Here is a 22,065-nt window from a genome sequence, read left to right as displayed (position 1 = left end):
GAGGGCTTTTTAATAGAAGACTACTCTCCCATATGTTTGATAATTGCATCACCAAACTCAGAACAACGTAACAAGGTTGCACCCGGCATTAGGCGCTCAAAATCGTAAGTTACGGTTTTGGCAGCAATTGCTCCAGAAATTCCTTTAATGATCAGATCAGCAGCCTCTGTCCATCCCATGTCACGCAACATCATTTCCGCAGAAAGAATAATAGAACCAGGGTTTACTTTATCCTGACCTGCATATTTAGGGGCAGTACCATGCGTTGCTTCATACACTGCAATAGCACCACCAATATTTGCACCTGGTGCAATACCAATACCTCCAACCTCTGCTGCCAAAGCATCAGAAATATAATCACCGTTTAAGTTTAGCGTGGCAATCACAGAGTAATCGGCTGGACGCATGAGAATCTGCTGTAAAAACGCGTCTGCAATGACATCTTTGATAATGATATCTTTACCAGTCCTAGGGTTTTTAATTTTAACCCATGGGCCACCATCAATTAGCTCTCCACCGAAACGATCCAGAGCCAATTCATAGCCCCATTCTTTGAAGGCGCCTTCGGTGTATTTCATAATATTACCCTTGTGAACCAGCGTCACAGAAGGTTTGTCATTTTCAATTGCGAACTGAATGGCTTTACGGACTAAACGCTGTGTTCCTTCTTTTGAAACAGGTTTAATTCCAATACCACATCCTTCAGGGAAACGGATTTTTGTGACACCCATTTCTTCTTGAAGGAACTTAATGACTTTTTTTGCCTCTTCAGAATCAGCTTTCCATTCAATACCTGCATAGATATCTTCCGAGTTCTCACGGAAAATCACCATGTCAGTTAATTCGGGGTGTTGAACCGGTGAAGGAACGCCTTCAAACCAACGTACTGGTCGTACGCAAACATATAGATCTAGTTCTTGGCGCAAAGCAACGTTGAGTGAACGAATGCCTCCACCTACTGGTGTGGTTAAAGGACCTTTGATTGATACAACAAATTCGCGAAGTGCTTCAAAAGTTTCTTCAGGCATATAGTTGCCATAAATTTTATTGGCTTTTTCGCCGCAATACACTTCCATCCATTCGATCGAGCGCTTGCCACCGTAAGCTTTTAAAATAGCAGCGTCTACGACTGCTTTCATGGTTGGTGTAATATCCACACCAATACCATCACCCTCAATGAAAGGAATAATTGGATGATTTGGTACGTTCAGTGATAGGTCTGCATTTACTTTGATTTTGTCGCCGTCGGCAGGAACCACGACCTTCTGATAACCCATTGTGTAGATTCTCCCTTTTATAATACTTAATTAACTAAAAATAATTATCGATAAACAATACTTTCAACTTTTATTAACGCATAATAGCTTAATCGAATTTAATTCTTTTTGAGATTTATGTGGGAAATAAGCAAATTTCGCACTTAAATATAGCTCAATGTTTTCTCTAGTTATTTGAAAGAAGAAGCCATTTTTTATGAAAATTGTGATTCTCAACAAGCCTTATGACGTTCTCTCCCAGTTTCGTAAAGACGAAGCGCACATGACCGTCTCTGACTTTGTTGATGACCCGACTTTGCGCTTGGCAGGCCGTCTTGATATGGACTCTGAGGGTTTAGTTTTTTTAACCGATCATGGTGGTCTGAATCAGTTCATTACCAACCCTGCAAATAAAAAATACAAAACGTATTTAGTTCAAGTTGATGGCGATGTAACCGAAGAAGCGCTTGAGCAACTTCGTAAAGGTGTAGAGCTAAATGATGGTATGACGCTTCCAGCTAAAGCCATTAAAGTCAGTGAACCTGAATGGTTATGGGAACGCAATCCACCCGTACGTTACCGTGCAAATATTCCAACATCTTGGATTGAGATTTCAATTTGTGAAGGCCGTAACCGCCAAGTTCGTCGTATGACTTCTGCGGTAGGTTTTCCAACTTTACGTTTAATTCGTACTAAAATTGGCTCAATTGACTTAGTTCAACTTGGTTTAAAACCGGGTGATGTAAAAGAAATTGAACCATTACTCTACCCTGACTTTAAAGATGTACCAGCTGAACAGCCTTATCGCTCGCGTTCATACGTGAAAAAGCCAGGCGGTACGGGTGGCAAACCAATGGTTCGCAAGAACAAAGATGGTTCTGCTAAAAAGTCTGGTACAAAACGTATTTGGCAAATGGATGAAAGCGAGAAACCACGTCGTAAGACCAATGGTACAACTCGTCCAAATACCAAAGCACCACGTGGTCGTGGCCGCAATGGTCGATAAGATTTAATCTTTTAAAAGCTCACATCAGTGGGCTTTTTTAATGTCTTTTATTTTAGGCAATAAAAAACCGGTGCATATGCACCGGCTCTTAAGCTAATTACTAACGAGTTAGTAATTAAGCCTCAACTGTTGCAAGAGCTGCATTAAATGTAGCACTTGGACGCATTACAGCATTTACTTTAGTTGGGTCGATAGCGTAGTAACCGCCGATGTCCGCTGGTTTACCTTGTACTTGAGCAAGTTCAGCAACAATCTTCTCTTCATTTTCAGCTAAAGCTTTAGCAAGAGGAGCAAATTTAGCTTTCAACTCAGCATCTTCGTTCTGAGCAGCAAGTGCTTCAGCCCAGTAAAGTGACAAGTAGAAGTGGCTGCCACGGTTGTCGATTTCACCAGTACGACGTGATGGAGACTTGTCATTGTCAAGCAATTTACCAGTCGCTTCATCAAGTGTCTTCGCAAGTAACTTAGCACGAGCATTATTTTCTTTAATGCCCATTTCTTCTAAAGATACTGCAAGCGCAAGGAACTCACCAAGTGAATCCCAACGTAAGTGGTTTTCTTCAACAAGTTGTTGTACGTGTTTTGGCGCTGAACCACCTGCACCAGTTTCGTACATACCACCACCCGCCATTAGCGGAACGATAGACAACATTTTTGCAGAAGTACCAAGTTCCATAATTGGGAACAAGTCAGTTAAGTAGTCACGTAAGATGTTACCAGTCACAGAAATCGTGTCTAGGCCACGTACTACGCGCTCAAGTGTGTAACGCATTGCACGTACTTGAGACATGATTTGGATATCAAGACCAGTCGTATCATGATCTTTTAAGTACTTTTGTACTTTCTTGATCAATTCGTTTTCGTGTGGACGGTACGGGTCAAGCCAGAAGATTGCAGGCATGCCTGAGTTACGTGCACGAGTTACTGCAAGTTTAACCCAGTCACGAATCGGAGCATCTTTAACCTGACACATACGCCAGATATCGCCTTCTTCCACATTTTGAGTCAATAACACTTCACCAGTGTCAAGATCGGTAATGTTTGCAATACCAGCTTCTGAAATCTCAAAAGTCTTATCGTGAGAACCGTATTCTTCAGCTTTTTGAGCCATCAAACCAACGTTTGGTACTGTACCCATAGTCTTTGGATCGAAGTTACCATGCCACTTACAGAAGTTGATCATTTCTTGGTAAATACGGGCAAATGTTGATTCTGGCATTACTGCTTTAGCATCGTATTGCTTACCATCAGCACCCCACATTTTACCACCAGCACGGATCATTGCTGGCATAGAAGCATCTACGATGATGTCGTTTGGAGAGTGGAAGTTTGTGATGCCTTTTGCCGAGTCAACCATTGCAAGTGCAGGACGGTGTTCTTGACAAGCATGTAAGTCTTCAATGATTTCTTCACGTAATGAAGTTGGAAGAGTTTCGATTTTCTCGTACAACCCAGCCATACCGTTATTAACGTTAATGCCTAATTCGTCAAATAACTTACCGTGCTTTTCGAAAGCTTCTTTATAGTAAATTTTCACACAGTGACCAAAAACGATCGGGTGTGAAACTTTCATCATTGTCGCTTTTACGTGTAAAGAGAATAAAATTCCCGCTTCTTTACAATCATCAAGTTCTTTTTCATAGAAATCACAAAGTGCTTTCTTGCTCATGAACATTGAATCAATGATTTCACCTTCTTGAAGCGCAACTTTTGGCTTAAGAACAATGCTCTTACCACTATTTGTGATAAGTTCCATTTTCACATTACGCGCGCGATCAAGTGTCATTGATTTTTCACCATGGTAGAAGTCACCTTCTTCCATATGTGAAACGTGAGTTTGTGACCACTGTTTCCACTCGCTCATTGAATGAGGATGTTTTTTCGCATAGTTTTTAACTGCTGCTGGAGCACGGCGGTCAGAGTTACCTTCACGGAGGACAGGGTTTACTGCTGAACCAAGGCACTTACCATAACGAGCTTTGATTGATTTTTCTTCTTCAGTCGTTGGATTTTCCGGATAATCAGGAATTGCGTAACCTTTTGATTGAAGCTCTTTGATACATGCAGTTAATTGCGCAACAGACGCACTAATGTTCGGGAGTTTGATAATGTTTGTATCTGGATCTTGTGTAAGACGACCTAGCTCTGCAAGGTTGTCGGATACCTTTTGCTCTTCACTTAGGTAATCAGCGAATTCTGCGAGCACACGTGCAGCTACAGAGATGTCACTTTTAATAATCTCGATGCCAGCTGGCTTGGTAAAGGTCTCAATGATCGGCAGTAGCGAATAGGTCGCCAATAATGGCGCCTCATCAGTCAGTGTGTAAATAATAGTTGACTTTTCACCAGCCATATATAGCCCCTTCCGTTTGATTGAGTATTGAGGACCGAGCTTGTGGCCCAGTGCCTACGAACCGATATGCTTAAATAAAACCCTGAGAGTATCGGCTCTCATTGTCTTCCAGTCAACGAAATATCCAGTGATAACGACATTTCGCAGCGAAATAATACATAATTTAAATCTATTGATAATATTCCTATACCCAACTTTAAGTAATACATCATTCATCATTACTTTTTTAGGGACTGGATACGATTAAATTACATGAGATATCTTTCAGAGTTCTGACAATTATTATACTTTTCATTCAAAACAAACTCAAAGATAAAACGAATCTCATCGTTTAGTAGCACTTAAAAATAAAAAACCGATGTACAAAACATCGGTTTTTTATAAACTATTTAACTGTTATTTAAGCTTTTAACCATTTTTCAGTTTTAGCCTGATCTTCAATAATAAGTTCAACTTCAGTTAAATCAGATGTAGCGCACTCAACTTCAAAAGTTAGTAACTCATCGCGACGGAAAGCATACACAGTATAAGTTCCGCCCTGCTTTGCATACTTCTCAACAAGTTTAGTGGTCGCTTTTAAACCATCAATTGCAATAATTACATCATTGGCAGAAATACCTGCTTTAGCTGCTGCGCTATCACGGCGAGCGCTTTGCACGAGTACACCTTCTGGCTTATCAACAAGTTTCAAACCAAGTGGCAAAGATTTGTCAGTTTTAACTCTATAACTTAAGCCAAACTCAGGAAACAGTTGATCAAGTGGTAATTCATCAGTGGTATTAATCAAATGATTAATTTGTTCAATCCAGCTATCACCCGTCAGTTCTTTACATAAATCAAAAATAGTTCTTTCATTTACTTGCATACCATTTTGAGTGTTTTCATATAACCGACGCATTAAAGCATCAAGACTAGAACCACGTAGACGTAAACCTAAATCTAGACATAACGCAACTAACGAACCTTTATTGTAGTAACTGGTACCCGCATTATTCGAGTTTTCATCTTGACGATAAAATTTAATCCACGCGTCAAAACTTGACTCTGCAACTGTTTGAACAAAACGGCCTGGGTTTTGCAAATAACGGTCAATTTGTGCTTTGAGTAAATCAAGATAAGACTTCTGAGAAATCACGCCGCTACGTAATAAAATCAGGTCATCGTAATATGAAGTAAAGCCTTCAAATATCCACAATAAAGACGTGTAGCCTTCTTGATGCAAATTATAGTTTGCAAAGTTTTCTGGGCGGATAAACTTGACTAACCATGAATGAAAATATTCATGACTACATAAGCCTAAAAAGCGTTGATAATCTTTAGAAGGTTCAATGGGTTCATTCGACTTTGGCAAATCCTCACGCGGTGTAATCAAGCTTGTGCTATTACAATGCTCTAATCCGCCATAACTATTGCCTGTTGCCATGGTCATAAAGGTATAGTTTTTAAATGGTGCTGACCCGAACATATTTATTTCAGCTGCACAAATCTTTTCAATATCGGCTTTTAGGCGATCAATATTGGTATTGTGCGAACCAGAAATTACGAACTCATGTTCAATGCCGTTCGTCTCAAAACTAAAGCGTGTTTGATCAGCCAACTCAAATGGACTATCGATCAGTTGATCATAATGATCTGCTTTTAAAGTAAATCGACCTTTAACTAAGCTTTTTGAAGCTAAGCCCGTTGCTAACTGAAAATGTTTTAATTCATCTGGCAAGAAAACTTCGACTTCACAAGCAGACTGTTCTTGTCCTTCTAAAGCTAAACATACGCATGCTGGATTAATATATAAGCGTGTCTGGTCTACATACGCACCACGTACAGACAAATCATATGCATACACATCATATTCAATCGTCATTAATTCGTGGTCTGTATTAAATAAACGCCAGCGATTCTTGCTCGTTTTTTTAATGTCCAGCAGACGTCCAGCTTCATCATAAGCTTTAACGGATTCAATATGTTTTGAGAACTCTCGAATTAGATAACTACCCGGAATCCACGTTGGTAACCAAAGTTCCTGATTCGGGTTGGCTAAAAAACGAATTGTCACGTGAACAAGGTGCTGTTTGTAATCATCGAACTCAATTTGATAATGCAACATAAATTCTTCAATTTAAAAATAAGAACGGCTTCACATTAGATTATCACTTTTTTGTATCGTCTTGCGTAGATGTATTTTTTGGCAACAATTCACACTAGCCTTCCATGAAAAAAAGGCATAGCATGCTGTGCATCTGTGTCCCGTATTTGCCAGTGAAGTTAAGGTCATCCGTGAAATTTTTTCTATCTCTTTTTACCCTCTTTAGTATTTTTTGTACTACCCTAACCAATGCTGCATTACTCAATATTGCACCTGAAAGTGTTGAAGCTGCTGCATGGACTATTGTAGATACTCAATCGGGTCAAATCATTGCTGAACATAATAGCCATGTGCAACGTGCACCAGCATCTTTAACCAAAATGATGGTTGCATACATTGCCCTAAAAGAGATTAAAGCTGGAAAACTGAAAAAAGAAGAAATCATTACTGCAACTCCAGTGGTTAGTGTTGTGCAGTGGGATGAATCACAAATGTATCTTAAAGCTGGTGAACAAATTTCAGTTGATCAGTTATTGGCAGGTCTAATCGTGATGTCTGCTAATGATGCAGCCGTGACTTTAGCTGAAAAAATCTCTGGCGATGTTCCGCGCTTCGTGCAGCGTATGAATCAGGAAGCTCAAGCTTTGGGTATGAAAGATACTCATTTTAGTAATCCTGCTGGAATTACAATGCCTGACCATTTCACTACAGCACACGACCTTAGCTTATTAAGTCAGGCATTAATTAAACAAACCCCTGAATATTTACATTATTCAAAAATGCCAAGCTTTAGCTATAACCAACGTTTCCACCACGCGACTAATCTTGCTTTGAAATATGATCCATCTGTAGATGGCTTAAAAACGGGATATACCAAGGCAGCAGGTTATAACTTGGCTTTAACAGCTTCACGTCCTTCATTCTCATCTGACTTAAGTCAAAGACGTTTATTAGTCATTGTTTTAGGTACGCCGAGTGCTGTAAAACGTGCTGAGATTGCAGATAAATTAATGAATCTTGCTTACGCCTATACACGTGATGAAGTGATTATTCCTGAGCAAAAATTAATTGCTGAACTACCTGTTGTAAAGTCGACTTTAAAAATGTTTAAGGTAGAAACAAAGCAACCGACAATTGTAACGACATCTTTATACGCAGACCCAGCACCAATTGATCTAAATACTTTTGATAATGTGACTCAACGCGTTCAAGTACTTGATAGCAATCAACAGCTCAAGGTGATTGCTCCACTTGAAACGACTCAGACCCATGTAAACATTGAACTCAATGAAAAACAATTAACTGCGCCATTAATGAAAGTCGTAAGTTTGGCAACAGTATCGATTTATCAAAATAATCAACTTATCCGTAGTCTTCAAATCGAAGATAACGTACATATTGAAGAAGCCAACATTTTCCAAAAAATCGCAATGTGGTTTTCTAGCCTCTTCTCTATTTTTTCATCAAGTGAACATAGTGCTGCAAAACTTTACCCAGTAGATTCGCACTAAAAACATCAAATTGTGCACAGACGCACAATAATTTTTATAAATAAAAGATGGCATAATTTAGCCATCTTTTTTTATAGAAAAATAATTAGGTGAAAAAATGACCCAAAATTTACATCATATTGTAATTGTTGGTGGTGGTGCTGGCGGCTTAGAACTGGCAACACAACTCGGTGAAACTTTTGGGAAAAATCGTAAAGCAAAGATTACATTGGTTGACCAAAACCTTACCCATATTTGGAAACCATTGCTTCATGAAATTGCTGCTGGTTCTTTAAATCCCCACGAAGAACAAACTAACTATTTTGCACACTCAGAAAAACATCATTACGAATTTGTGCTCGGAACATTAGTTGGAGTTAATAAAGATAAAAAATTAATTGAACTAATGCCCCCTCAAGTGTCTAAGGATCAGCAGAATCATTCGCAAAAGCTAAGTTATGACACACTTATTTTAGCGCTTGGTTCAGTATCAAATGACTTTAATACAGCAGGTGTGCGTGAAAACTGCCATTTCCTTGATAGCAGAAAGCAAGCCGATATTTTCCAGCAAGATTTATTACATCTTTATATTGAAGCTCAAAATCAACCCAATCAGCGAACTTTAAATATTGGAATTGTTGGTGCGGGAGCAACAGGTGTAGAGCTTGCAGCTGAGTTAATTGAAACGACTAAAAACTTTTATCGATATGGTTTAAAGAAGATTCATCCAAACCAAGTCAAAATCACACTGATTGAAGCTTCTGAACGTATCTTACCTGCTTTAAATGATAAAACTGCTGAACACAGTGCTGGGCAACTCAAAAAAATGGGTGTTGAAATTTTAACTCAACATCGCGTTGAAAAAATTGATAAACATTGCATCTACTTTAGTAATGGTAATCAACTCAAAAGTGATATTACCGTGTGGGCCGCAGGCGTAAAAGCACCGAAGGTATTAGAAAGTTTTATCGATTTTAAACGCGACAATATTAACCGCCTGATGGTCTATGCAACGTTGCAAACTTATTCTGATCCAAATGTATTTGCGTTTGGTGACTGTGCTCATTGCCAACTTGATGCAAGACATCCTCCACTTGGCCCGCGTGCTCAAGTTGCAAGCCAACAGGCCAGCTTCTTAGTCGATGCTATGGCTGCTCGACTAAATGGTCGATCACAGCCAATGTTTACATTTAACGACAAAGGTTCTCTCGTGTCTTTAAGTCGTCATAAAGCCGTTGGAGAATTACTTGGTGATGTCAGCGTGCAAGGCTATATTGCGAAAACAATGTATGTCTCTTTATATCGTTTACATCAAGCAACGATTCACGGATATACTCAGGCTGGACTACTCACAATGAAAGATTTACTTACAAGACGTGTACGTCCAAAAATTAAGCTGTATTAAGTTGAATTTTTTAAGTTCGTCCCTATTTATATAAAAACGCATCAGAAAAAGTGCCAAAGATTAAGATTTTGTAGTCTACAAAATTTATTTTTCACTTTATGATGTACGCTTCAATTGATTGAATGGATCAAAAACATGACTGCTATTGCAAATAACCACGTGGTTTCATTCCACTACAAATTAACAAACGCTGAGGGTGAAACACTTGATCAATCTCAAGGTGAACCACTTGCCTATTTGCACGGTGCAGGCAATATCATTCCTGGTTTAGAAAATGCATTAACAGGTAAAACTGTTGGTGAAAAATTCACTGTTAACGTTCCAGCTGCTGAAGGTTATGGCGAATACAACCCAGACCTAGTACAAGAAGTTCCAGCTCAAATGTTCCAAGGTGTTGAGAACATTCAACCTGGCATGCAATTCCAAGCTCAAACAGATGACGGCGTACAGATCGTTACTGTTAAAGCGGTTGAAGGCGACAACGTTGTTGTTGATGCTAACTTCCCACTTGCTGGTCAAGATTTAACTTTTGAAGTTGAAATCGTAGAAATCCGTGATGCTTCTCAAGAAGAATTAGATCACGGTCACGTACACGGTGCTGGTGGTCATCACCACTAATTCATCTTTAAAGATGATAAGAGCAAAGCTTCGGCTTTGCTTTTTTTATGTATTTATTTTTATATAATATTTTGATAATAATTCTTTAACTCACTTCACTCTAAAAGGGCCAATTTTCATGTCAAACGTAAATCAGCTAATTTGGTTTCGTCAAGATTTGAGAGTTCGAGACCATGCTGCTTTATGGCATGCCTCTCAACAAGGGCCTTGTATTGGGTTAATTATTTTATCGCCTGAACAATGGAAAATGCATCACGATGCACCTATAAAAATTAATTTCTATCTACGTCAACTTCAACAACTCAAAAAAGAACTAGAACAACTTAATATTCCCCTTATTATCCAAGTCATTCCTTACTGGAAAGATATCGCTGATTATATTGGTGAACTTAGCACTCAACTTAATATTGAAAATGTCTATTCAAATATAGAGATCGGCGTTAATGAATTAAAAAGAGATAAAACTGTACAAGATTTTTTAAATCAACAAGGCAAAGAACTTTTTTTATTTCATGACCGTACGATTTTTCCTTTACGCTCAATTCGCAACCAGTCACAGCAGCCCTATCAGGTTTTCGGTGCATTCAAAAAAGCATGTTATTCAAAATTGGATATCAGTGGGTTACCTCAATGCTATCCGATTCCTGAAAAGCAAAGTGGCTATCCATCGTTTTTTTCAAAAATAAACAGCTTAACCCTAGAAGATATTGAAGCTTTTTTTGAACCTTCTGTTTCTAAAGAGCAACAAGACTTATGGCCAGCCGGAGAAGTTTTTGCTCTAGATCAACTCGACGTATTTATTAAAGATCATCTATCTGATTATAAATCTGAACGTGACTTTCCCAATATAAAAGGAACTAGCCAACTTTCTCCCTATTTAAACCTTGGGATTTTGTCTATCCGCCAGTGCCTGCAAGCTCTTTTTAGGGCTGAACATGGCAACTTTCATTTGACAAATGAAGGCCAGCAGACTTGGTTAGACGAACTGCTTTGGCGAGAATTTTATCAGCATATTTTATTTGATTTCCCACATGTTTCTAAACATATTCCATTTAAAAAAGATACTCAAAAAATTAAGTGGAGTCACAATCCAGAGCACCTAGCCGCATGGCAAACGAGCCAGACAGGTATACCGATTATTGATGCGGGTATGCGTCAACTTTTAAAAACTGGCTGGATGCATAATCGTGTACGCATGATTACAGCCATGTTTTTATGTAAAAACTTGCTCATCGATTGGCGAGTAGGTGAACAATGGTTTATGGAGCATTTAATCGATGGTGATTTAGCAGCAAATAATGGTGGCTGGCAATGGTGCGCTTCTACCGGAACTGATGCTGTACCTTACTTTAGAATTTTTAATCCTATTGCTCAATCAAAGAAATTTGATCCAAATGGAGATTATATTCGTCAATGGGTTGAAGAATTAGCTCATTTAGACAATAAAGCCATTCATGAGCCCTACTCGACCAAAACAAATACTCAGTTAAATTATCCAAAACCAATAGTTGATTTAAAGGAAACACGCCTTAAAGCAATTGAAACTTTCAAGAGTATTTAGATAAGAATTACGTCTTATCTGTTTATTTTTAATTAAAAAATAAGAACAATATTTGACTAAATAGTGACTTTGATCTACAAATAAACATAATAGTTACTTAAAAAGGCCATAAACAACAATAACTTCGCAATGTCTCACGTTTAGTAATAAAAGTATAAAAAAATTAACATTACAAAAAGGTAGCCATAGCCCGCATGCAACAACAACAAAAGAACCCTGGAAGAACACTCGTCTTATGGATTATCGCAGCTCATCTATTTATGGGCATAGTGGCGTATGAGTGGTTGCCTGTCAGTTTTAGAGGAAGTTGGATCTTCATTCTTATTCTTTTAATTTCTGGAGCCTTTTTACAAGTTGGTGCATCTTTAATTGTGGGCCTACTTGCTTTTATCGGTGTTGCAGTATATTTTCTACTCGATTTAGGTGCCCAAACTCATATCGAACGTCAGCTTCTTTTACTTTTTATTATTCCTCTTATTCCTCTTTTTCTGAGTGCTGTTCGCCATAACATTGAAATTAATGTCCAAAAATATCGCGATATTCAAAGTTATGACCGTAATTATCGCCGTGATATTTTCCCAATTAGTGCACTCAAGTATTTTCAACGTAGTTTCTTTAAACTTCTTGATCATCATTACATACAAGACTATGAAGTTTTTGAAATTAGAATTCTCAATCGAAGCTTAATTAAAGAAATGTTAGGGGATGATGTGTGGAAAACCACTCAAAATGAAATGATTAAAATTTTGAGCCAGCATCATCCACAAGAAATTATTTTCCAGTTCGCTGATGATGACCTTGAAAATATATACAGTATTGTAATTCGCAAACAAAAAACGGATGAAGAACCTGATTTTATTAAAAAGCTAAGAGAAATTATGACTTTGAGGCTTGAAGTAGAATATAAAATCATTCAGATTCCACCTCAAGAGGAGACGACTTAATGTCTAATCTTCTTAATATTTGTGGAATTATTATTGCCTCTAGCCAATATCCCGATGCTACGTTACAACAGTTTTATCGGCAATATTATCATTGTGAAATTAAAAGGGAATACACTAAAACAGAAGTTCAAAGCACAGACGATCTTTCCATGTTTTTCCCTTATCAAGACACATGGTGGCCTGTCTTTACAATTGACCAGATCAGTTCAGATAGTTTTCAACAGCTGATTCATAGAGGAATAAAACCCGGCATTATATTGCCAGATGAAGTTTTCAGTTTTTCTCATTATTTCTTATTAAAAGAAGCGGTCAGTCAAGGTGCAATTCCAATTGCACTTTATAAATCAGAACAGCCTCAATATTTTGCTGCAAAAGCCACATTTTCGACCGCAATTGGTTTACGGCCCATGGCTGCATTTGTCTCAACAGGTTGGGATGAAAACTTAATTTCACAGACTGCTGGTAGCTATATTATTCAATTTAATCCGTCACAGCTTCCTCTCCCCTCTAGAGAAATTAAGCAAAAACAGCATTTATTTTATTCGGCTAAACCTTTTAATAATCATATTTCTGGCTATGAAATTATTATTAATCCTCCTGCTAATCTACCAACAACAAATATTCGATATCCTCAACTCGGAATATCTTGGAAATTTAATAAGATTAATTACATAAGTACGCCAGAGCATGTAAAAACTAATTTCCTTGGATACATTTTTATCGGTTTAAGTACTGTTGTAGTTCCACTCGATCTAATTCTGACGAGTACCTACCCTGACCTCCTTGGTACGTTTGGTAGCTATATTTCATGGTTCTCTCTTGTAATCGGGTTGATTTTATTAGTCTTGCTCATCTCGTCTATTATCAGGAGGGTTAAATCAAATGGCTCCCATTGATATTCTCTTCTTATTTGGATTTTTAGGGATTTGGATTCCACAAGCATTTTGGGCGTGGTTAAGTTATCAAGCTTGGAAATATTCAAAAACAGCAGAAAAAGAGTTACAAAACCTTCCAATACCAGAGAGATGGCCCGTTTTGAGTGTCTTGATCCCTGCCTATAATGAAGGTGTTGTGATTGAAGATACTTTGCATGCAATTGCTCAACAAGATTACCCAGCCGAAGCATATGAAGTTTTACTCATTAATGATGGGTCAAAGGATAACACCCTAGAAATCGCCGAAAATTTGGCAAAAATTTATCCTTGCATAAAGATTGTTAATGTTCCTAAAGGAATGGGGGGTAAAGGTAAATCTAGAACGCTTAATAATGGCCTCCCCCATGCTAGAGGCGAATTGATTGTTGTCTATGATGCGGACAGTACACCAGAACCCGATTGTATTCGCTTGCTAGCTCAAACCCTACTTGCCGATAAAAAATTAGTAGCCGTTAATGGAAAAGTAAGAACACGTAATTGGCAAGATAGTATTTTGACCCGATTTATTGCCATTGAGTTCATCTTTTTCCAATGGATTTTCCAAGGCGGTCGTTGGCAACGTTTTGAGCTATCGACATTAATGGGTACTAACTATGTGATTTGGCGTGATGCTTTAGAAACCTTAGGCGGTTTTGATGAAAAGTCATTGGTCGATGATACAGAAATGAGTTTTAGGATTTTCATTGGTCAAAAACGGATTAAATGGGTGCCCTATGCAATTGGTTGGCAGCAAGATCCTCCATCTCTGAGTGTGTTTGTTAAACAGCGTTCACGTTGGACCCAAGGTAATTTTTATGTGACTCGTAAATATTTACCCGTCGCATTAAGAACGCCTTTTCCTATCGGAATTGAAATTCTTAACAACATTATGTGCTACATACTTTTTGTACCCGCTTTATTCTGGAGTCATATCACCTTAACCCTTGGCATACTTGATATTGCGGGTATTTCAGTTCCAGGCCCATTCACAACTCTATGGGGACTGTCATTTTGCCTATATGTGGCACAAATGTGGTTTACGCTTTCACTCGAAAAAGTTAAACCAGAACTCTACTTTTATTCAGTTCTATCTTACGTAAGTTACTCACAAATATTTCTATTTATTGTTTTTAAAGCCGCATATGACATGCTTAAAAATAAAATACAGGGCAACTCCCTTCAATGGTACAAAACGGAACGTAGCAAGGAGAAAAAATAAATGAAAAAGACTTTTGATCTTTACAAAACAGCTCAAGTGCTCCTTGCCAGCACCAGTCTTATGCTCGCCATGTCTGCTCATGCGTATACATGGGAACTGGACGATATTAGTACTTCTACTAAATACACAGTCGAGCCTCATTTTTTCTATATTGGCAAAGGTGCCCAGTGGCAAAACATTCAATTTTCAAGTGATTATTCCACTGAAAGCGATACAACTTTACTTGTAAAATATGATGATAAACTCATTTATAACACTACCCTAAGTGGGGATGGTCAAGTCAAATTTGATATTCCAGCAAGTCAGAGTGGTTTTCACCGTTTAGATTTTATTATTCAACAATATGCGAAACCGACTACGCTGAATCAAACCAAAGAAACATTCTGTACAGAAGATATTGACCACCTAACTTATTTAAGTAATTCCCAGCTCGACTTTACACCTATTCGTAATGAATATCGCTTAAAAGATTTGCCAGATGCTTTATATAACCCACAAGCGAGACGGCCTACTCCATTTGTTGGTATTTTAAAATACAACCGTAAAGAGATTATAGAAGCCTCCATGCTCGCCAGATTAGCAAGTTCATGGACCTCCATAACACCTGTTGAATGGGTTGATTCAGGACAAACCAATTTAAATCCTGAAACAAACTTTATTATTGAAGTTATTCGCTCAGCAGCACCACTAAAAGGCGGAGCACTAGTACAAATTGCAAAACCTGTAGAAGGTGTGCCTACCTTATCAATTACTTATCATACTCAACAAGATTTAACGAGCGCAGTAAATGGACTAATTAATTCTTCTTATGTACAACAATTGAGTACAGGAAACGCAGTTTTTCCAAATACAATATCTAATCCAACATGGGCTCAATTTAAAAAAATCGATACACTCGCCGATTTAGGTATTCAAGATTTCAGATTAAATCACGCTGAAAAAAACTTATTTCTTGATTTCCCTGCGGTATGGCAACCAACCGATATCTTGCAAGGACAAATCGCACTTCGTATTCAAAGTGGTTTATTACAAGGTTCCAATATTACAGCTTGGATTGATGGAGGACTTGCTGGAAGCATGAAAACAGCCGACCTTGCTTCAGACCCAGTAAACCGTCAGTTCAATATTTTTGCAAAAGCTATTTCTAATACGACAAATTTTAGTCTAAAGCTGGAAAATTCAGTGATAGCCAATTCCCAATGTTTACCTAACGCACATGGTTCACTTTGGATTGATACAGCCAAATCTACTGTAAAGCTACCTCATAAACTTAAAAATGGTGTAGCCGCAATTTCAATGACTTTAGCAACAACCCCCACAATTGCGGTTGATGGTCAATCTGGTGCATTAAATATCGCGATTGTGTTAGGTCAAACTGCGAAAAAAATGCTTTTAACCCAAGCACCAATGCCTCTCAACCTAGTCCGTTATTCACCGAGCGCGCCACAATCTGTAAATGTCCGCGTTAACAAAGATATTTATCAACAACAAGTACTAATGCATCAGGATATTATTTATGCACCTGCTGCCCAAAATGGTTTTATTGTCAGTTATAACAATAACCGCTTTGATGTGATTACCGACTCACAAGGTGGCGCACAAACGTTTATGCACCTTTGGGAAAAAATACAACATAAAATTCCAAACAACGTGACGAAAATGCTGGTTTCAGAAAATGGAAATATCTATGTTTTACAAAAACTCATTGTCGGAAATCAAAAGGCGCCTCTAGTCCAACAGTCTTCTTTCTTCTTATTAGTTGTGATTATCTCTGCAATTATGATAATAATTATCTTCTTGTGGTACTGGTTAAGACGAAATAATGAGAAAACAGATACCAATTAAAATAGCTGCTTTTATTATTTTAATTATATGTAGTGTCATCGTATATGCGGGGCTTTTCAAACATCAAGGTCAAGCCCCTCATATTGAAGGTATTTTCTGGCAGCCTGATAATAAAACGACTCCTCCAGAAGGAAATTGGCACTACTTAGGTGTTGATACATTTGTTCCCCAATGGTCTGTTGTTGAATCTAAATCTTGGTGGAAAGAATCAAATTTTCCTCAATGGGAAAAAGCTATTAATTTAGAAAAGATTAAACAAGAACCTTGGGCAAAAAATCTTATATTAGGCTTAGCCGGTGAATATAATGAACCTAAAGCTCGAGCTAATGTCATTGAGTTAGGCGAAAAATCTGCCCAAATTATAAAAGAACAAAAAACAGCATTTAAAGGTTATTACTTTCCGGTAGAAGCAGATCCAACTTGGCTACGAGTCAGTGCTCTAGGCCATGTGCTATCAAAACTTCCTTCACCAGTCTGGGTAAGTATTTATAGTGGCGAAACTGAGCCTGAAAATTATGATTTATGGGTTAAAAGCTGGCTGCCTGACCATACGGGAGTTTTTTTCCAAGATGGTGTTGGCGTTGGCGTTCGATCACCTAAACAGGCCAAACATATTTTAGATCAGCTTGAACATAAACTTGGAAAAGACAAAGTAATTATAGTATTAGAAGCTTTTAGAGTGAAAAAGAATGGGCAATTTAGAGCCGCATATCCTTGGGAAATTATTTCTCAGCTAAAAGCATATGAAGGTAAAACTGTTTATATTTTTGATGGCCCTCATTACATGAGCCGCTGGTGCGTTAATATTGTGAGCTTATGGTACCGTCTCACTTATGGTGGTATTTCTACCACCATAAATCGAATCAAACACTAACCTTAATTCTTAGAAATCCTTATAAAAAACGAGCTCTACTCGAGTATTGTTGTAATGATCTTTCGTGTTTACTGGCACATCTTTAAAGTAATTGCCATATAGTCGTTCAACACGTAGTTTTATTGGTTGATAATTAAAAGGCTGCCATGAAATACCTGGGCCATATTCAAATAAATTATTGTAATACTCATCTTTGCTGTCAGCTAAGCCATGCAATTTCATATAAGCCTGTACAGTGCCATTCTCACCTTTATAGACATTCAAACCCGTTCGTAAGCGTAAATCACCAATAACATTATAATCTTCTCTAGAATAAGTCGCAGCATTGCCATATAAATCAGTGAAGTACTCATTAAAACAAAGTGACTGATTACAACTATTTTGAGAGTACCACTCTTGATAACCTGCTACCCCACCCACAACACTTTCACGAAATTTATCTCTATTTCGATCGATCAGATCATAGCTACCACCTACTTCTAAATACATGCGTACAGGTATAGAAGTCCAAGGTTGATAATTAGCGCCTACACCTAGAGTTACCGCATTCTCATCAATAATTTCAGGTCGTACACCACCTTGAGATTGAGTATCGCGGTTTAGATTTAAAAAGCCATACACCTGCGCTCGACCATTATAGAGGTTCTTACCATAGCGAGCTTTAAGTGGGAAAATTACATCGTCGTAACGTGATTCATATGAAGGCGCAAAATACACATCACGGAAATAAGTTTTGACCTCTCCTCCACTCAGATTTTTTACAGCCTGTGTCGCTTTACTCGCAATATCAGCATCTTTAGATTGGGTAAGTTCCTTAAAAACCACCAAAGCCTCTTTGTTATTTTTTTGAGAATTCAGTAGATAAGCTTCTTGGAGTTTTAAATTATCATCTGCTGGATCTAATGCCTCTGCTTTTCTTAGACTTTGCAAAGCTGCATCTTGTTTCCCTAGTCGAATTTGTAAATAAGTTAAGCTTTTCCAAACTTTAATATCTTGTGGCGTCATCTCTCCAAGTTCTAATAATAACTTCTCGGCATTTTCAGGTTGAGTCTTTTCAATTTTATAAAATTGATCCCATTTATCATAAATTGGATTACCTGGTTTATATTCTTGATTAACAATCTCTTGTGCAAAACTAGTCTCAATACTTAAGAGGCCTAAAGCTGGACAGATCGAACCAACAACGATAAAGGAACGAGTTATAGATTTTATTGTTTTGCTATTCATTGGGACCTCTAGAGTAAAATAGGTAGAATGCTTGCGTAGCAATCAAATTAAAATTTAATCAATAAGTATTATAATTAAACCCATAAATGACACTGTTTATATAAGTAGATGAGTTCTTTAAATTGTTCATTTTATCTCCTTTAATATTATGTTTTAAAAAGTTCTTATCTGTTTGTTTTTCCTATAATGACACATTTTTTAATCGTATTATTGTAAATAATCTTATAGGATAAGATAAAAATTTATAACTACAAATAGGGGAAAACATGTCCTTTTCTCAACATCCAGAACATCATTTTATTCACCGCTCAGGTTGGTTAAGGGCGGCCGTTTTAGGGGCAAATGATGGAATTATTTCTGTTACTAGTCTAATCATGGGAATGGCTGCAAGTGGGGCTTCTGCTCATACACTTCTTATTGCATGTATTGCTGGTTTAATTTCTGGTGCAACCTCTATGGCTGCAGGAGAATATATTTCAGTAAAATCACAAGAAGATATTGAAAAAGCCGACTTAAAATTTGAAGAACAAGAACTCAAAAAGCATCCGCAGCGTGAACTGGACGAGCTCACTCAAATTTATATATCCAGAGGCTTAGCACCTGACTTAGCTCTACAAGTTGCTACTGAACTTACAAATCATGATGCATTAGGGGCTCACGCGCGTGATGAAATTGGTATTCATGAAAATACCGCAGCAAATCCTATTCAAGCCGCATTAGCTTCAGCTGGCTCATTTTCATTTGGGGCATTGTTTCCTATGCTGGCTATTTTACTCAGTCCAGATATATGGATCGAAAAAACAGTCTTAATATTTGGCATTATTTCATTAGCCTTTTTAGGAGCGCTATCAAGTCATTTCGCAGGTACTTCCAAGCTTAAAGGGAGTCTACGCATTACCTTGTGGGGAATTTTAGCGATGGGCTTTTCAAGCTGGATCGGCTCTTTATTTCACGTTACTCCACTTTAAAAAATCAGAACTTATCAATGTTTAAGAACTAAATATTTAAAAACTAAATGCCCAATATTATTTGCTCTTGGTTCGGTTTTCACGCTATGGTGAATAGAAAGAAATGAGGTGAATAAAATGGACCTATTACAACAACTTGAAATTAAACATCCAATTTTTCTTGCCCCTATGGCAGGTGTATCTACACCTGAACTTGCAGCAGAAGTTTCTAATCAGGGTGGTCTTGGGTCCTTAGGTCTAGGTGCAAATACGGCGCAAAGTGCACGTGAACAGATTTTAAAAACCCAAACACTTACAGAAAAATCATTTCAGGTTAATTTTTTCTGTCATCAACCCGAACAACTTAACCTTCAAACTTCTGCTCAATGGATTGAATATTTACGCCCACAATTTGAAAAGTTCGGAGAACAGCCTCCTCAAAACTTAAACTGTATTTATCCAAGTTTTCTTGATAACGATGATTTTCTAAATGTCGTATTAGAAACCAAACCTAAAGCGGTCAGTTTTCATTTTGGGATTCCCCATCCCCATCAAATTCAAGCATTAAAAGATGCCGGAATTATTACGATGGTGTCTGCTACCAATTTAGTTGAAGCACAAGCCATTGAAGCGGCTGATATAGATATTATTATTGCTCAAGGGATTGAAGCAGGCGGACATCGTGGAATCTTTAATAAAACCTTTGATGCAGCAATTAAAACGAGCGATTTAGTACACCTTATTGTCAAGCATTGCAAACCACCTGTGGTAGCCGCAGGCGGAATTATGAATGGAGCACAGGCACGGCATATGTTGAGCTTAGGAGCTGCTGCTGTTCAACTCGGAACAGCATTTGTGCAATGCCATACATCAAATGCATCTGCCGAGTATCGTAAAGCTTTATTTAATGAACCTGTAACACAAATCAGCGCCAGTCTTTCTGGGCGTCCAGCCCGTGGCCTGCTCAACCATTGGCATACACAAATTGATCTACCAAGTCGCCCTCCTCAACCCGAATATCCATATGCATACGATCTAGCTAAGCAATTAAATGCCATTGCAAGCAAGAATAAAGACTATGGCTTCGGTGCTTTTTGGGCGGGTAGTAATGTCTCTCAAATACGAGAGCTAGATGCTGCTGATCTGGTTAACCAGTTAGTTGTAGAAATGTTAGAAGATGAGTAAATCTTAAAAAGCCAGTAATCATATACTGGCTTTTTATTTAATGGGTTTCTAGTAAGTTAACCTGCTCAACTTGAACATCACTCATCAAATTGCCTTCAGCCAATAGCTGATTAAAATAATTTTCGACTACTATTGCCTGTTCAGCAGTACTTTCAACCTTATACATATTTTGGCGGAATTCATTACTCGAACGTAATCCTTTGGTGTACCAAGCAATGTGTTTACGGGCAATACGGCAGCCAGAGTATTCACCATAAAATTGATAAAGTTCTGATAAATGTCCTAGTAACACCTGCTTCACCTCTTCAATATTAGGTGCAGCTAAGTGTTCACCAGTTTTTAAATAATGAGCAATTTCACGAAAAATCCATGGCCGACCTTGAGCAGCGCGACCAATCATAATTGCATCTGCCCCTGTATAGTCGAGTACATATTTTGCTTTTTCAGGACTATCAATATCACCGTTCGCAATAAGTGGAATATTGATTAATTCTTTGACATGTTTGATCAAATCATAACGTGCTGTATTTAAATACATGTCTTCGCGAGTACGGCCATGTAAAGCCAGCGCAGCAATCCCCGCTTCTTCTGCCCTTTTTGCTACTCTTAAAATATTTTCCTGACCATTTAAAAAGCCCAAACGGGTTTTCAAAGTCACGGGAACATCAACAGCAGCGACCACTGCATCAAGAATTCGAGCCACTAAGTCTTCATCTTGTAATAACGCTGAACCAGCGAGCTTATTACATACTTTCTTGGCAGGACATCCCATATTAATATCAACAATTTGTGCGCCATTTGCTACTTGATAGCGTGCAGCCTCTGCCAATTGCTCAGGATCAGAGCCTGCAATTTGAGCAGAGATTGGAGCGAGTTCACCATCAAAGTTCGCACGGTAGAGGCTCTTTTTGCTCATCCGCAAAGTTTTATCAGCAGTCATCATTTCACTGACTGCATGGCCTGCGCCAAAATACTTGCAGAGTGTTCTAAATGGACGGTCAGTTACTCCCGCCATAGGAGCAACAATTAAATTATTTGACAGTTGATAGGGACCAATATACATATATATTCATACAATTGATGATCAACATAGTATACTTCATCCGCTTAATCGGCTCATCTTTTTATGCAGGTGCTT

Annotated in this window: 17 protein-coding genes; 12 read left to right on the top strand and 5 right to left on the bottom strand. The window is 38.0% G+C overall.

The window, feature by feature from the left end; translation table 11 throughout:
• Positions 1–20 precede the first annotated feature (20 nt).
• Positions 21–1,277 carry an NADP-dependent isocitrate dehydrogenase gene (gene icd, locus AAC388_RS04825; protein WP_342371266.1) on the bottom strand — a complete coding sequence of 419 codons (1,257 nt, stop codon included), beginning with the start codon at positions 1,275–1,277 and terminating at the stop codon, positions 21–23.
• Between the two features lie 196 nt (positions 1,278–1,473).
• On the opposite strand from icd, the gene AAC388_RS04820 reads away from it, so the two are divergent.
• On the top strand, positions 1,474–2,262 hold the full coding sequence (locus AAC388_RS04820; RefSeq protein ID WP_032063312.1) for an rRNA large subunit pseudouridine synthase E: 789 nt from the start codon (positions 1,474–1,476) through the stop codon (positions 2,260–2,262).
• Between the two features lie 115 nt (positions 2,263–2,377).
• Here AAC388_RS04820 and AAC388_RS04815 read toward each other — a convergent pair whose 3' ends face one another.
• Positions 2,378–4,615: an NADP-dependent isocitrate dehydrogenase gene (locus AAC388_RS04815; RefSeq protein WP_002118624.1), complete on the bottom strand. Its 2,238-nt coding sequence runs from the start codon at positions 4,613–4,615 to the stop codon at positions 2,378–2,380.
• 400 nt (positions 4,616–5,015) lie between these two features.
• The gene (locus tag AAC388_RS04810) at positions 5,016–6,719 is read right to left on the bottom strand and encodes a PDZ domain-containing protein (protein ID WP_342371265.1); all 1,704 of its coding nucleotides are present in this window, start codon (positions 6,717–6,719) and stop codon (positions 5,016–5,018) included.
• A 170-nt stretch (positions 6,720–6,889) separates the two neighbouring features.
• On the opposite strand from AAC388_RS04810, the gene AAC388_RS04805 reads away from it, so the two are divergent.
• The 9 genes from AAC388_RS04805 to AAC388_RS04765 all read left to right on the top strand — a co-directional run bounded on the left by AAC388_RS04805 (position 6,890) and on the right by AAC388_RS04765 (position 17,568).
• Complete coding sequence (locus tag AAC388_RS04805; RefSeq protein ID WP_342371264.1) at positions 6,890–8,209, top strand: D-alanyl-D-alanine carboxypeptidase PBP6B; 1,320 nt, start codon at positions 6,890–6,892, stop codon at positions 8,207–8,209.
• A gap of 97 nt (positions 8,210–8,306) precedes the next feature.
• Entirely contained in the window at positions 8,307–9,593 is a 1,287-nt protein-coding gene (locus AAC388_RS04800; protein ID WP_274858515.1) for an NAD(P)/FAD-dependent oxidoreductase, read from the top strand.
• 135 nt (positions 9,594–9,728) lie between these two features.
• Entirely contained in the window at positions 9,729–10,211 is a 483-nt protein-coding gene (locus AAC388_RS04795) for a peptidylprolyl isomerase (protein ID WP_002118581.1), read from the top strand.
• A gap of 118 nt (positions 10,212–10,329) precedes the next feature.
• Positions 10,330–11,772, top strand: coding sequence for a deoxyribodipyrimidine photo-lyase (locus AAC388_RS04790; RefSeq protein ID WP_342371263.1), 1,443 nt, complete (start codon positions 10,330–10,332; stop codon positions 11,770–11,772).
• Positions 11,773–11,966: 194 nt separating this feature from the next.
• Positions 11,967–12,716: a hypothetical protein gene (locus tag AAC388_RS04785; protein ID WP_262441469.1), complete on the top strand. Its 750-nt coding sequence runs from the start codon at positions 11,967–11,969 to the stop codon at positions 12,714–12,716.
• Positions 12,716–13,612, top strand: a complete 897-nt coding sequence (locus AAC388_RS04780; RefSeq protein WP_342371262.1) for a hypothetical protein — start codon at positions 12,716–12,718, stop codon at positions 13,610–13,612. Before AAC388_RS04785 ends, AAC388_RS04780 begins: the two co-directional genes overlap by 1 nt.
• A complete protein-coding gene (locus AAC388_RS04775; RefSeq protein WP_342371261.1) occupies positions 13,599–14,849 on the top strand; it encodes a glycosyltransferase in 1,251 nt (416 codons plus the stop codon). Before AAC388_RS04780 ends, AAC388_RS04775 begins: the two co-directional genes overlap by 14 nt.
• Positions 14,850–16,694 carry a hypothetical protein gene (locus AAC388_RS04770; RefSeq protein WP_002118983.1) on the top strand — a complete coding sequence of 615 codons (1,845 nt, stop codon included), beginning with the start codon at positions 14,850–14,852 and terminating at the stop codon, positions 16,692–16,694.
• Positions 16,672–17,568, top strand: coding sequence for a hypothetical protein (locus tag AAC388_RS04765; RefSeq protein WP_342371260.1), 897 nt, complete (start codon positions 16,672–16,674; stop codon positions 17,566–17,568). The genes AAC388_RS04770 and AAC388_RS04765 overlap by 23 nt, the downstream gene beginning before the upstream one ends.
• Positions 17,569–17,577: 9 nt before the next feature.
• Here AAC388_RS04765 and AAC388_RS04760 read toward each other — a convergent pair whose 3' ends face one another.
• On the bottom strand, positions 17,578–18,795 hold the full coding sequence (locus AAC388_RS04760) for a hypothetical protein (protein WP_342371259.1): 1,218 nt from the start codon (positions 18,793–18,795) through the stop codon (positions 17,578–17,580).
• A gap of 266 nt (positions 18,796–19,061) precedes the next feature.
• On the opposite strand from AAC388_RS04760, the gene AAC388_RS04755 reads away from it, so the two are divergent.
• Positions 19,062–19,763, top strand: a complete 702-nt coding sequence (locus tag AAC388_RS04755) for a VIT family protein (RefSeq protein WP_002118524.1) — start codon at positions 19,062–19,064, stop codon at positions 19,761–19,763.
• Between the two features lie 117 nt (positions 19,764–19,880).
• A complete protein-coding gene (locus AAC388_RS04750; RefSeq protein WP_087087596.1) occupies positions 19,881–20,927 on the top strand; it encodes a nitronate monooxygenase in 1,047 nt (348 codons plus the stop codon).
• Positions 20,928–20,964: 37 nt separating this feature from the next.
• On the opposite strand, the gene dusB is transcribed toward AAC388_RS04750, so the two are convergent.
• A complete protein-coding gene (gene dusB, locus AAC388_RS04745) occupies positions 20,965–21,990 on the bottom strand; it encodes a tRNA dihydrouridine synthase DusB (protein WP_005067871.1) in 1,026 nt (341 codons plus the stop codon).
• Positions 21,991–22,065: the final 75 nt, after the last annotated feature.

Source organism: Acinetobacter sp. D009 (assembly GCF_038562025.1).
Lineage (GTDB): Bacteria > Pseudomonadota > Gammaproteobacteria > Pseudomonadales > Moraxellaceae > Acinetobacter > Acinetobacter pittii.
Note: the sequence above shows the minus strand (reverse complement) of the source record. Positions and strands in the feature narration are given on the sequence as shown.